Below are 12,047 nucleotides of genomic sequence, written 5' to 3'. Positions count from 1 at the left end.
GGTAAAAAGTTCCGGCTATCCAATAATGATTGGTGTTTAAAAGGTATTATGGAGCTGTGAGATTATCAGATAGCAACGGAACTTCATAACTAACAAGGTTTATAAATAAATATCGTCTTCGAGGATCTCATTCTCAAAATCTTCTTTGAAAAAGAGCTCAATATCATTGAGATAGTTTTCATAATCTATCTCCACATTTTCGATGTCACTCCACTCTATAGTGTAGAGATCGGTATCAAAAATTATATCTGGATTGTGATTTGGTGTTTCCATGTCGTGTGTTTTAAAGATTGAACATATTTTAGGCTGTTCAGCATTAATTAATGTTGAATTCAATGGCTTTTGAAAGTTTTTAAAGATTGTTTTTTTGTGCCTTGGTCTATGATTCAAAAGTAGAAAGAGGGGACGACAAAACTTGACGTATTAAAAAAAATAACTCAAAAAAATTGAGCTATTTTTTAGATTAGGAGAAATCTTCAAGATCTATTTCATCGGCAATCAGCATACTAATGTCCATTTCTGAAAGCATTGATTTAAGTTTGATTCCTCCGGGTTTTAGGTCCGCATCGGAAAGGATATACCACCACACTTTTTGAACAAAATCATTGAAGTCTATTTCCTTGGTATACTGCAGTCCTTTTTTTTGTGCTGTTATGGTAAGTATCTGTTTTGTGATGTCCCTGCAATCATTCATTTTCCCTTCGTGAGGTGCTAAAACCTGAATTACACAGTTTTGTACATCATACAGAAGGTTGGCTGCAATTTTTATCTGGTTTTTCTTTGTGTTAAAACCTCTTTCATCACTGTATTTAGCTGCCAGGATTTTACTTCTGAATCCTGCAATTTCAGAAACCTCACTGATATTATTATGGGAAAAAATCTCTTCTACAGACTTTAGCCATGATAATGTTTTTTCAATAAAGAAAGGTTCCTTTTTTTCTAATGCAGTAACGATCACAGGAAACTCCTGAAGATTATCCTTTAACTGGGAAACCAGAATGAATTGTGATTTCTTTACCATATTATTCAGGAATTAAGGTTTCTATAATATTTCCGTTAATGTCTTCATACCTGGACCATTCCATACCAGCCTCACTTACGCTCATTTTAGCATAGATCAGGCATTTGGCATCCAGTTCCATCAGTCTACTTGCTTCCACAATAATTTCGTAATCGTCGATCTTTTCTATGATTTTCCTTGCTTCCCGAACAACTCTGTTCAGGATACTCTGCTGGAAAAACTGAGGGTCTGTTTGCTTCCAGCTGAAATTGGGTAACGACTGACAGAATTCCAGTGTATATTTGGGAATTGGATCAAAATATTGTATTTGTGAATCGGTAATGATAGAAGTATTATCGTCTTGTATTTTTTTGATAGCATCATTATAATAAACTTCAAGATCCACCAGAAAAGCCCTCAGGCTTTGATCGCTTTTAATATCGGAAGGATTGTAATTGGTCTTAGCTATTTTAATAATCTCGTGGTAAGCAAAATCTCTAAAGGCCATGATGGGTGAATTGCCTGCCGTAGCAAAAGGTATTGTAAGATCTACAGTTCCGACTTTCATTCTTGGAATGGAAAAATGTTTCAGTAGATCGTCTTGTGCGTATTCTTTTGCAATCTGTACTGTTTGGAGGTCTGCCATTTTTCTGGCAGAAGCAATTTCAGAAACAATTCCTCCCAAATATTCATTCAATTTTGGCATGATAAGTTTTTTATATTTAAAAGTTTAAAAGAGATGGCTGCCCGGGCAGCCATCTGAATAAATGAGATTAAGCAGTTGGTGCAGCAGCATTAGCTACAATAGCATCTTCCAGCATGTCCATAATCTTTGCAAGACCGGCAGGTAGTTCATCATTTACAGCTTTTACATGTACTCCCAAAGTATATGTTTTTTCTGTCGTAGAAGTACTTGAAGTGGTCTTCTTATAAGCAGCGGAAGCGTTGAATTTTACTTTCCAGATTTTTGCACTTATGGATGCACTTCCGGAAAATTCACTTGAAGCAGACTGTGTTTCTACTGAATTTAATTTTGCGTTAAAATCAATGGTCATTTCATCGATTCTCAAAGCCGGAATCGTAAGCATTGAAAGAAAAGGCACCTGTAAGGTAACTTCAGACTGTGTCACCGTATCATTTGCACCAGGTACGGATTTCTTATATTTGAAATCTACATATCTTAGCTCTTTTGCTTTAGGGTGTCCTTCCGGATAGAACCCGACTTCTTTGATGAAATCCACTTGTGAAATAGAGGCATCATGTTGAGCTTTAATGGCTGCTTGCATCGGTCCTCCGATATAAACACTGAAATCCAAACTGTTTAATTCTTGTACTAAATTTGCCATAATTTAAAATTATTAAGGTTATTAATTGGTTAATAATATATAGTAGTGCTAGCAGACTAATATTCTATAGGTAATACATATCCTGGCTCAGTTTTCATAAACTGAAACTAAAAACGGATTAAAATTAATAGGGATATTTTAGGGTTGAAGCAGGTTGTTTGCTTTGATTTCCCTGGTTATTTTGTTATTTCAAAGATAATTAGTTGTGGCGTCAAAACTCGTCGTGTTAGAAAATACTTCTGTTGAGAACAAATATTTATCTTTATAAGCTTTAAAGCTTATTATCATACCATATAAGCTTAAAAGCTTATATTTTGTTTTTAATGAGCTTCTGTACAATTTGATTTAATGTTTCTCTGTTATCATCAATATAGCTCAATCCTGCCTGGATCAGATTTTCAATATTCGAACGTCTTACGTTATCCATAGCCGGAGATGCATTCTTTAATGAAGGATTGATACGATAATAATTTTTTTGATTTCTTAACCCTAATGTCTGAAACATCTGACATAACTGATAATCTACGGTTTCTGCATTCGCAGACATCAGAATGTCAATTATAGGAGTTACCCAGCCGATTTTTCCTGCTTTTTCCAGTTTTTTGAAAGAATAACTTCGGGATTCAATCCCGGTCCCTATTGATACGATGATCATATCATTAACAGTGGGGTGGTTGGCTTTCTGGTGATTTTTCAATACTTCGGCAAAAGGAATTTTTCTTGCTTCGGCATACGCACAAAGTGCAGGATTGTTGGCGAACATCCCTCCGTCAATAAGGCTGAAAAGCTGTCCGTACATCGATTTTATCTGGACCGGACTAAAATAGGTGGGTGCCGCCGAAGTTGCCCTGCAAACATCTTTTACATAAAAATTATCAGTACTTAGGCTGGCTTCCCAAGAATTAAAAAGTTTAGCTCTTCTGTTTTCTATATCATAGCTCGTAATTAAACATGGTTTTATCAATTCCTTTAACTCAAGATGTCCAAAAAAATCATTCAGATTTTTCTCAAGTGCTTCCTGAGAAATCTTCTCATTAATCAATCCAAAAGGGTTTACAAGTTTCTCCCAAAAAGAAACCTGGAATATGTTACCCCCCTTTTCAGCATACAGCTCTAACCCTTTTTGAATAGAGTATTTTGCTTTTCGATGTTCATCGGGACATAAAATAATTGAAGCGATTAGTCCTCCCGTGCTGCTTCCTGCTACCAAATCAAAATAATCACCAAGTTTTGCATTGGGCTTATCATAATATTGGAGCTGCTCTTCTATATAGCGTAAAATAATACAGGTGATAATGCCTCTTATTCCGCCGCCGTCTAAAGAAAGAATGGTTGTCTTTTTCATTTGTTGATATTAATTGTTAATAGAACACTTACAATCTTTAATATTCAAAACCATGGGTCATTCTTCGGGATAAAACAATTTTTTTTATCATGCAGACTTTGTTTGCTTTTGTTGTTTTCTTGTAAAGTAAAGATAGGCGGAGAATGCGACAGAACTTGTCGTATTATAATTATTTTCAAATAAAAAGTATTAAAAAATAATATATCCGGCTTTATCCCTTGCCATTTTAGAAAGGGTTTTCCAGGTGGTTTTTACAAGCCCTTTTTGGGTTGGAAAATTCTTTTTTTCGAAGTGAGGAAGATCTTTAAACGTTTTCCAGTTTCCTCCCCAATCCCAGCCGTGTTTCGCGAAAATTTTGACACACTCATACCAATCGGCTACTCCGTCATTATCCCAGTCTTTTGCAGTGTCCCAGCTTGCTGTTTTCCCATCGATCATCAAACAAATATCCACCGCCAAACCATAATTGTGGATGCTTTGTCCGGCTTTGGCATTGGTCACTTTTTTTCCGGAGGTAATTCTTCCTATTGCATAGAGCTTTTCCTGTTCTTCAAAGGACCGTAAACCTTGCGTAATTCTTACTTTTGCTCTTCCGGTGAGGGCTTCGTCACATTCTTTAATGATTTGCTTTACTTCCGCTCTTACCAGAGGGTGAAGTTTTTCTATTCTTTCTAAGGTCACTTTATCCATAATTACAAAATTTAGTCTTTTTAGAAAACAAAAGTAGATATGGATAGCGCCAAAACTTGACGTATATTAGAATGAATTCAACGGGTGTGGAATTAAGTTTTGCAATACAGGGAGTTTATAGCCTGTTTCCATCTCTGCCAGTGACTGAGAGATGATTTTTTAGATGCGTAAATAAGATAAAAGATAATGATTTAGGATTTTTTCTCATATTTCCAATTTCTTCCTTTACCTTCTTCTATCCATTCAAGAGCTTGTTCTATCCTTTTATTTCTTGTAGCTTCAGTTTTTGCTTCGGTAATCCAATTGATATACTCTTTTCTAAAAGATGGAGATTTTGATTCAAATACTTTTAAAGCATTTTTATTTTGCTGTAAAGCTTTATTGAAATAATCGGGAATTTCAGTTTCTGTTTTTATTGGAGGTGTTTTTTTCATGGTTACTCCCATATCTGTTAGTTCCATAGCCTCAAGAATGGCTTTTTTCAAGAGAGCTTTTGAAGGGAGTTCTTCTATTTTAGTAATCTTACCTAAGCTAAACATCGAAGTTTTCTCAGCTGTCGTTTCCAATTCTGCAATGGTTTTCATTTCCCCGTGAAGCCAAAATCCAAGGCTGCAATATTGTTTGAATGAAGTAATGGAACAAAGTATTTTGCCTTTGTACATAAAAGTAGGAAATTTCCATTTGATCGCCTCTTCTGCATCAGGGCAAAACTCATGAACCGTTTCCCGAAGGTAGCGTAAGATGGGTTTTGCAAAATCGGGGGATTTTTCGATATATTCATCAACCTGTGCGCTATATTTTTTCATGATCCTTTTAATTAAATAATTTTACTGTTTCATTCACAAGAAATCTTACCTGGTCTGGTCTTCCTCTGTCATTTTTAGGAGAATTCTCATAGCTTCCTGTTCTTACAATAACCATGTTGTGATCTGGTACCATAATGATATACTGACCTTGAAGTCCAAGAAAATAATAATGTTTAACAGGATTGTCATGATTAATCCAGAGCCCCATCCCATAGATGTCTTCGGATTTTTTTGTAGGGGTTCTCATCAACTCAATAAAATCAGAATTAAGAACCTGGATACCATCTACCTTGCCATCATCCAGGAATAGCTGTCCGAGCTTTGCAAAATCCCTGGAATTGGAATGAATACAGCAATATGTCTTTTCCATTCGGCTATTATCCACACTCCATTCGGCATTTTGTTCCATGCCTAAAGGAATCCAGAATTTTTCAGATAAGTAGCTTGCGAGTGTTTGGTTTATTGATTTCTTTATGGCAAATCCCAATAGTTGAGTAGAACCACTTTGATATTCAAACCGTGTCCCGGGTTCTGCTTTAAATCTTTTTGAAAAAGTAGCTTTTAAGAGACTCCTTCCGTAATAGGCTTTTGCATTAGGGCGGAAAGGATTTTTATAATCTTCGTCCCAATCCAGGCCAGATTCCATTTGGGCCAGGTTTTTAAGAGTTAGCTGATTACCTAATTCCTTGTTTTTAAAATCTTCGAAAAAGCTGGAGAATTTTTCATCAATACTTTTTATTTTACCTTCTTCAAGAGCCTTTCCCAGGAGCATTACAGTCACTGCTTTTGCCATAGAAAAAGAATTCGTTTTAGAAAGCTGGTTATAGCCATTCCAGTATTGCTCATGAAGCAATTTCCCATTTTTAATCACTAAAAAAGAGGCTGTATTGGATTGGATGAGGTTTTCAACGATTGTTTTAGGTAAAGTACTTTTGTTATAAGCAGGATCTTCTTCCCAAAGCTTTGGAGACTCTGTCGAAATAATATTGCTGGGAAACAGTTTTCCGTCGTCAATGTTGGCACTTGATTTACCTTTCAGATAAGTTTTGGCAATTCCACTGAATAAATAATCATATCCGAAAAGGTAAGCAAAAGCTACACCTGCAGCAGCTCCGCCGATAATATATTTTAGCATTTGTTTAAGATCTGTCTTAAACAAATTTAAAATAAATTAGGGGATAGCAATAAAAAAAGCCCTGAAAAATCAGGGCTCTGTATTTATATTTTAGAAAGTAAATTTCTGAAGTTGGTTTTTTCATCAATGATCCTTCTCAGGTCTGCTACAGGAACTCTTTCCTGTTTCATTGTATCCCTGTCTCTGATGGTTACCGTATGATCCGTAAGAGAATCGTGATCTATTGTTATACAATAAGGAGTACCAATAGCGTCCTGTCTTCTGTATCGTTTTCCGATCGCATCTTTCTCTTCGTAGAATAGATTGAAATCGTATTTCAGATCATTGAATATATTTTCTGCATATTCAGCCAATCCATCTTTCTTCATTAATGGCAAGATAGCAGCTTTGATAGGCGCCAACGCAGGAGGTAAAGATAATACCGTTCTTTCCGAACCGTCTTCCAGTACTTCGTCTCTCAGGCAGTGAGAGAAGATTGAAAGGAACAATCTGTCTAAACCAACTGAAGTTTCCACAACATAAGGAACATAGTTTTCATTTCTTTCAGGATCGAAGAACTGAAGCTTTCTTCCTGAATACTCTTCGTGGGCTTTGAGGTCGAAATCGGTTCTTGAGTGAATACCTTCCAGTTCTTTGAAACCAAAAGGGAAATTAAATTCGATATCTGCTGCAGCGTTCGCGTAATGCGCTAATTTTTCATGATCATGGAATCTGTAATTTTCATCACCTAAACCTAGGGCACGGTGCCAATTCAGACGTTTTTGCTTCCATTGTTCATAGAATTCGAGTTCAGTTCCGGGTGCCACAAAAAATTGCATCTCCATTTGTTCGAATTCACGCATTCTGAAAATAAACTGTCTTGCCACAATTTCATTTCTGAAGGCTTTTCCGATCTGGGCAATACCAAAAGGAAGTTTATGACGTGATGTTTTTTGTACGTTTAAGAAGTTAACGAAAATACCCTGAGCTGTTTCTGGTCTAAGATAAAGATCCATTGCAGAATCTGCAGAAGCTCCCAGTTTTGTTCCGAACATCAGATTGAATTGTCTTACTTCCGTCCAGTTTTTGGAACCTGTATCAGGATCTGCAATTTCAAGCTCTTCAATTAAAGCTTTTACATCAGCAAGATCTTCATTTTCAAGGGACTTTGCCAACCTGGAAAGAATCGCCTCTCTTTTTGCCCTGTACTCCAGAATTTTTGGATTTGTAGCAACAAATTGATCTTTATCAAAAGCATCACCGAATCTTTTCGCTGCCTTTTCTATTTCTTTGTTCTCTTTATCTTCAATTTTAGCACAATAATCTTCAACCAAAACGTCTGCTCTGAAACGTTTCTTAGAATCCTTGTTGTCAATCAACGGATCATTAAATGCATCCACGTGGCCCGAAGCTTTCCAAGTAGTAGGGTGCATCAGGATGGCTGAATCAATACCTACAATATTCTCGTTAAGCTGTACCATCGCTTTCCACCAATATTGTTTGATATTATTTTTCAGTTCAGCTCCGTTCTGCCCATAATCATAAACAGCGGATAAACCGTCATAGATCTCACTGGAAGGGAAAATAAAACCATATTCTTTAGCGTGAGAAATCACTTTCTTGAAAACATCTTCTTGCTTTGCCATAATTTTTTTACGTCTGATTTGCAAAAATATGAATTTGGATTCCAAAATCATGAAATTCAACAAAAAAAGCGGCTAAAAAAGAAATTTTCTTTCTCTTTTGATTTTTAGCGAACTAAGAATCTATCTTTTTGGAAAGAAAACACGAATAGGATTGTTTTTATTGTCTTATTTTGAGACAATTTGTCGAAATTTGTTTTGATTAAAGATTTTACAATGAGAAAAATCAGTTTTATATTTTTGGCTTTTATTTTGTCTGTTCATCTGTTTTCTGCCCAGAAAATACCTGAAGGAAAAGTGGTAACAATTTTCATTACCGCAAAAACACTTCATAACAAAGCCGGTGAAAACCCTAAGCGGAGAATTTCAGTTTATCTTCCTCCGGATTATGAAAAATCTTTAAAAAGGTATCCTGTTATATATTATTTACACGGTTTTTTTTGGAATGACAGTCTTTTGGTAGGCAGTGATAGAATCAATCATATTATCGACCGCGCAATCGAAGCAAAAAAGATAAAACCTGTAATTATTGTTATGCCTGATGAAAGTACAGTTTTTAAGGGAAGCTTCTATGCCAATTCGAAATCTTCCGGAAACTGGTCCGATTTCACTTCCCTTGAACTGGTGGATTTTATTGATAAAAATTATAGAACGATTTCCAGTAAAGACAGTCGCGGAATTTCAGGACATTCTATGGGTGGAAACGGAGCGCTTCGAAATGCATTTCTTCATCCGGATGTTTTTTCATCTGTATACGCTTTATCTCCGGGAATTCTGGATGCCAGGTATTTTGCTTTGACAGAAATTGAATCTTATAAAAACGTACAGAATATTAAAGAAGTCAAGGATCTTTCAAAACCTGAAAACTCAAGAACCAATATTATTTTTGCCATTGCCAGAGCTTATAATGGAAATGTGAATAAGCCTCCTTTCTTTGCTGATCTCCCATTTTCTTTTCAGGGAGATGATCTGAAAATAGGCGCTCCTGTCCTGGACGAACTCAAGAAAAATTCTACTTCAGAGCTGGTTTTCACACAATATGAAAACATTAAAAAACTGAAGGCGATAAAATTTGATTGGGGTAGAAATGATGAGCTGAAGCATATTCCACCGAGCTGTATGAGTTTAAGCAAAAATCTTGAAATATTAAAAATAAAGCATGAAGCCGAAGAATATATCGGAACACATGGAAGTGAGGTTAGCAAAGAAAATGGACGAATTGAAAATCAAATGTTGCCTTTTTTCAATACGCATTTGAAATTTGAGGAATAATGTATACTATAAAATTTTCATAGTATTTCCGTAGCAGTTAAGAGTAAATAGATAAGAATCCTCTATTTTTGCTCCATGTTAGAAATTCTTTATCGCGACGAACATCTTATTGCCATCAACAAACCGAGCGGTTTACTGGTGCATAAGTCCTTTTACTCCGGGGAAGCGGATACTTATGCTATTCAGGAACTGAGAAAGCAGATTAGTCAAAAAGTTTATCCGGTGCATCGTCTCGATAGAAAAACTTCAGGAGTTTTGCTGTTTACACTAGATAAAGAAACTTTGAGAACAATGAGTGACCGGTTTGCATCACGGGAGGTGGAAAAGAAATACATCGCAATTCTTCGTGGTTGGGCAAAAGAAGAAGAAACCATTGATTATGATTTAGTTAATGAAGACGAGGTAAAGCAAAAAGCGGTTACGTATTATCATCGTTTACAGACTTCAGAAATAGAATTGCCTTTTTTAAAACATCAGACGTCACGATATTGTTTAGTTGAAGCCATTCCAGAAACGGGGCGGTTTCATCAGCTGAGAAAGCATTTTAAGCATATTCTGCATCCTATTTTAGGCTGTCGTAAGCATGGATGCAATAAACAAAACAAGTTGTGGCTTCAGACATTTGGCATCAACAAAATGACGCTTCATGCCCATCAATTGGTTTTTAATCACCCAGTTTCTAATGAAAGGATTACGGTAAATGCAACAATAGACGATGAGTTTAAAAGAGTAGGAGGCATTCTTAATTTCGATTTGAGCCCGTATTCTTAACCTCTCATATTTTGCCGTTTCAATTTCATTTTTGATAAAATATCAAAAGTTAATACGACCATTAATTTTAATTTGAGTATTTTTGTCAAACTTTTTTTCAATGTACAAAAGTATCATCAGACCCATTCTGTTCAAATTTGATCCCGAGGAAGTTCATCATTTAACATTTTCAATGCTTAAGAATTTTGGATTTCTCACCAAACTATTTTTTCCTAAACCAATCGAAGATAAACGTCTTGAAAGAGAAGTTTTTGGCTTGAAATTTAAAAATCCGGTAGGCTTGGCAGCCGGTTTTGATAAGAATGCAGTGCTTTTTGAAGAACTCGCTGATCTTGGTTTTGGTTTTGTGGAAATCGGAACACTTACACCCAAAGGCCAACCTGGAAATGACAAGAAAAGACTTTTTCGCTTAAAAGAAGATTCAGCCATTATCAATAGGATGGGCTTCAACAATGAAGGAGTAGATGCTGCTGTTGAAAGGCTTAAGAAAAATAAAAATGTACTGATCGGTGGAAACATCGGCAAAAATAAAGTAACTCCTAATGAAGAAGCGGTAAATGATTACAAAATTTGTTTTGAGAAACTTTTTCCGTATGTAGACTATTTTGTTGTTAATGTAAGCTCGCCTAATACACCCAACCTCCGCGAACTTCAGGATAAAGAACCTTTAACTCAGCTTTTGGGAACTTTGCAACAAATGAATAACGGAAAAGCCAATCCAAAACCTATCCTTCTAAAAATAGCACCTGACCTATCCGATGATCAGTTGTTGGACATTATCGATATTGTAAAAGATACTAAAATAGCGGGAGTTATAGCAACCAATACTACACTTTCCCGCGAGAATCTTAGTTCCGAGAATAAATCTGAAACCGGAGGATTATCAGGAAAACCACTAACTAAAAGATCTACAGAAGTGATCCGTTTTCTTTCTGAAAAGAGCGGTAGAGCATTTCCGATTATCGGAGTGGGAGGAATCCATTCTGCAAAAGATGCAATTGAAAAGCTTGATGCAGGAGCAAGCCTTATCCAGCTTTATACAGGATTTATTTATGAGGGTCCGGAATTGATCAATGAGATCAACAAAGAACTTTTAAAAAGGGCTTCAAGATTACCTAGATAAGGAAGCATATTCCAAATCTGATCAGTAATGGCAGGCCTTGCATCTATTTTGATTTTGTAACTGAAGCATTGTTACGATCTACAACCAAGGTATAAGCAGGGCTTGTTGTTGTCTTTTTAATAGAGAACTTTAAAACTTTAGAATCTTTAGTTTTGGTTACTACAGTATCGTAAATATTATTGATACAACTTTCTGTAAGAAAATCTTCGTGTTTTTTATAGTTCCAGTCGCTGGTAAAGTATAATACCCTATAGCCCTTTTCTCCTTCACTGGCACCACACATTCCGCAGGCATTGAAATTGGACGTGTGCTCAAAATATAAGAGAATCCTGTTTCCCGATTGATCTGAAACGTATGATACCAGTTCATTACCTCCGTAAGAATCTATAAAATCATAGGTGTTTATTTTTTTATTATTGGGCAGGATCAGATAATTATTAAATCTGTAGATCATGTTGTTTTTGGTAAACAAACTTGCAGATTGTGCTTTATTTCCTAAAATGAATTTACCTTGGACTTCTTTATTGGACCCATCATTTTTAAAAATGAAGCTTTCTTTGGGATTCAGCGTCTTAGCAATACTGTCAGTTTTTTCAATCCATTGAGGTGATGTAATCTTTTCTCCCAATATTTTTGAACTCTGTTTTTGTTTATTTCCAAAATTATAGAGGTAGAGGTTTCCATAATCGTAGATGCCGGTGAGCTGAATTTTTTTCTGATATTTATCGTAGAAATACCAGCCGTCTACAAAGTGCTGATATTGGCTGCAATCCACGATACCCCTATAATGCAATTGCATGGTAACAGGAATTCCTGCAACTTCCCCTTTAAAGATCTGGGAAGAATCAGTAACTACTTTGAGTTCTATTTTTTGAGCGAGGGAGTAGAAGCCTATGGAACACAGGAGTAATAAAAATAGTTTTTTCATGCGGGTTTT

The 12,047-nt window shown here is 35.9% G+C and carries 13 protein-coding genes; 3 read left to right on the top strand and 10 right to left on the bottom strand.

What is annotated here, in order from left to right:
• Window positions 1-99: 99 nt before the first annotated feature.
• The 9 genes from AAEU33_RS03990 to AAEU33_RS03950 form a co-directional block, all read right to left on the bottom strand.
• A complete protein-coding gene (locus tag AAEU33_RS03990) occupies window positions 100-273 on the bottom strand; it encodes a hypothetical protein (RefSeq protein ID WP_172282087.1) in 174 nt (57 codons plus the stop codon).
• Window positions 274-463: 190 nt separating this feature from the next.
• Window positions 464-1,021 carry a hypothetical protein gene (locus tag AAEU33_RS03985; protein ID WP_345990999.1) on the bottom strand — a complete coding sequence of 186 codons (558 nt, stop codon included), beginning with the start codon at window positions 1,019-1,021 and terminating at the stop codon, window positions 464-466.
• Window position 1,022: 1 nt separating this feature from the next.
• A complete protein-coding gene (locus AAEU33_RS03980) occupies window positions 1,023-1,706 on the bottom strand; it encodes a hypothetical protein (protein ID WP_345990998.1) in 684 nt (227 codons plus the stop codon).
• A 67-nt stretch (window positions 1,707-1,773) separates the two neighbouring features.
• Window positions 1,774-2,346 (bottom strand): DUF2589 domain-containing protein, encoded by a 573-nt coding sequence (locus AAEU33_RS03975; protein ID WP_172282092.1) that lies wholly within the window; start codon window positions 2,344-2,346, stop codon window positions 1,774-1,776.
• Between the two features lie 307 nt (window positions 2,347-2,653).
• Window positions 2,654-3,691: a patatin-like phospholipase family protein gene (locus tag AAEU33_RS03970; protein ID WP_273650390.1), complete on the bottom strand. Its 1,038-nt coding sequence runs from the start codon at window positions 3,689-3,691 to the stop codon at window positions 2,654-2,656.
• A gap of 189 nt (window positions 3,692-3,880) precedes the next feature.
• Window positions 3,881-4,381 carry a M15 family metallopeptidase gene (locus tag AAEU33_RS03965; protein WP_273650391.1) on the bottom strand — a complete coding sequence of 167 codons (501 nt, stop codon included), beginning with the start codon at window positions 4,379-4,381 and terminating at the stop codon, window positions 3,881-3,883.
• Window positions 4,382-4,572: 191 nt separating this feature from the next.
• Entirely contained in the window at window positions 4,573-5,187 is a 615-nt protein-coding gene (locus AAEU33_RS03960) for a YdeI/OmpD-associated family protein (RefSeq protein ID WP_172282097.1), read from the bottom strand.
• A gap of 7 nt (window positions 5,188-5,194) precedes the next feature.
• Complete coding sequence (locus AAEU33_RS03955) at window positions 5,195-6,322, bottom strand: serine hydrolase (protein ID WP_345990997.1); 1,128 nt, start codon at window positions 6,320-6,322, stop codon at window positions 5,195-5,197.
• An 83-nt stretch (window positions 6,323-6,405) separates the two neighbouring features.
• The gene (locus AAEU33_RS03950) at window positions 6,406-7,947 is read right to left on the bottom strand and encodes a glycine--tRNA ligase (RefSeq protein WP_172282101.1); all 1,542 of its coding nucleotides are present in this window, start codon (window positions 7,945-7,947) and stop codon (window positions 6,406-6,408) included.
• 213 nt (window positions 7,948-8,160) lie between these two features.
• Here AAEU33_RS03950 and AAEU33_RS03945 point away from each other — a divergent pair, with 213 nt between their 5' ends.
• From AAEU33_RS03945 to AAEU33_RS03935, 3 genes are all read left to right on the top strand, one after another.
• Complete coding sequence (locus AAEU33_RS03945; RefSeq protein WP_345990996.1) at window positions 8,161-9,216, top strand: alpha/beta hydrolase-fold protein; 1,056 nt, start codon at window positions 8,161-8,163, stop codon at window positions 9,214-9,216.
• Between the two features lie 75 nt (window positions 9,217-9,291).
• A complete protein-coding gene (locus AAEU33_RS03940; protein WP_345990995.1) occupies window positions 9,292-9,987 on the top strand; it encodes a pseudouridine synthase in 696 nt (231 codons plus the stop codon).
• Between the two features lie 100 nt (window positions 9,988-10,087).
• Complete coding sequence (locus tag AAEU33_RS03935; protein ID WP_345990994.1) at window positions 10,088-11,110, top strand: quinone-dependent dihydroorotate dehydrogenase; 1,023 nt, start codon at window positions 10,088-10,090, stop codon at window positions 11,108-11,110.
• A gap of 43 nt (window positions 11,111-11,153) precedes the next feature.
• Here AAEU33_RS03935 and AAEU33_RS03930 read toward each other — a convergent pair whose 3' ends face one another.
• Window positions 11,154-12,038 (bottom strand): hypothetical protein, encoded by an 885-nt coding sequence (locus AAEU33_RS03930; RefSeq protein WP_345990993.1) that lies wholly within the window; start codon window positions 12,036-12,038, stop codon window positions 11,154-11,156.
• Window positions 12,039-12,047: the final 9 nt, after the last annotated feature.

This window comes from Chryseobacterium sp. Chry.R1, from assembly GCF_039645525.1.
Lineage (GTDB): Bacteria > Bacteroidota > Bacteroidia > Flavobacteriales > Weeksellaceae > Chryseobacterium > Chryseobacterium proteolyticum.
The sequence above is the reverse complement of the archived record's forward strand: the minus strand, read 5'-3'. Positions and strand labels throughout refer to the sequence as shown.

What these genes read in the sequence shown, in the direction of transcription:
- AAEU33_RS03970 (WP_273650390.1), bottom strand. Translation starts at nt 3,691, where the DNA reads ATGAAAAAGACAACCATTCTTTCTTTAGACGGCGGCGGAATAAGAGGC.
- AAEU33_RS03980 (WP_345990998.1), bottom strand. Translation starts at nt 1,706, where the DNA reads ATGCCAAAATTGAATGAATATTTGGGAGGAATTGTTTCTGAAATTGCT.
- AAEU33_RS03985 (WP_345990999.1), bottom strand. Translation starts at nt 1,021, where the DNA reads ATGGTAAAGAAATCACAATTCATTCTGGTTTCCCAGTTAAAGGATAAT.
- AAEU33_RS03930 (WP_345990993.1), bottom strand. Translation starts at nt 12,038, where the DNA reads ATGAAAAAACTATTTTTATTACTCCTGTGTTCCATAGGCTTCTACTCC.
- AAEU33_RS03960 (WP_172282097.1), bottom strand. Translation starts at nt 5,187, where the DNA reads ATGAAAAAATATAGCGCACAGGTTGATGAATATATCGAAAAATCCCCC.
- AAEU33_RS03955 (WP_345990997.1), bottom strand. Translation starts at nt 6,322, where the DNA reads ATGCTAAAATATATTATCGGCGGAGCTGCTGCAGGTGTAGCTTTTGCT.
- AAEU33_RS03965 (WP_273650391.1), bottom strand. Translation starts at nt 4,381, where the DNA reads ATGGATAAAGTGACCTTAGAAAGAATAGAAAAACTTCACCCTCTGGTA.
- AAEU33_RS03935 (WP_345990994.1), top strand. Translation starts at nt 10,088, where the DNA reads ATGTACAAAAGTATCATCAGACCCATTCTGTTCAAATTTGATCCCGAG.
- AAEU33_RS03990 (WP_172282087.1), bottom strand. Translation starts at nt 273, where the DNA reads ATGGAAACACCAAATCACAATCCAGATATAATTTTTGATACCGATCTC.
- AAEU33_RS03940 (WP_345990995.1), top strand. Translation starts at nt 9,292, where the DNA reads ATGTTAGAAATTCTTTATCGCGACGAACATCTTATTGCCATCAACAAA.
- AAEU33_RS03975 (WP_172282092.1), bottom strand. Translation starts at nt 2,346, where the DNA reads ATGGCAAATTTAGTACAAGAATTAAACAGTTTGGATTTCAGTGTTTAT.
- AAEU33_RS03950 (WP_172282101.1), bottom strand. Translation starts at nt 7,947, where the DNA reads ATGGCAAAGCAAGAAGATGTTTTCAAGAAAGTGATTTCTCACGCTAAA.
- AAEU33_RS03945 (WP_345990996.1), top strand. Translation starts at nt 8,161, where the DNA reads ATGAGAAAAATCAGTTTTATATTTTTGGCTTTTATTTTGTCTGTTCAT.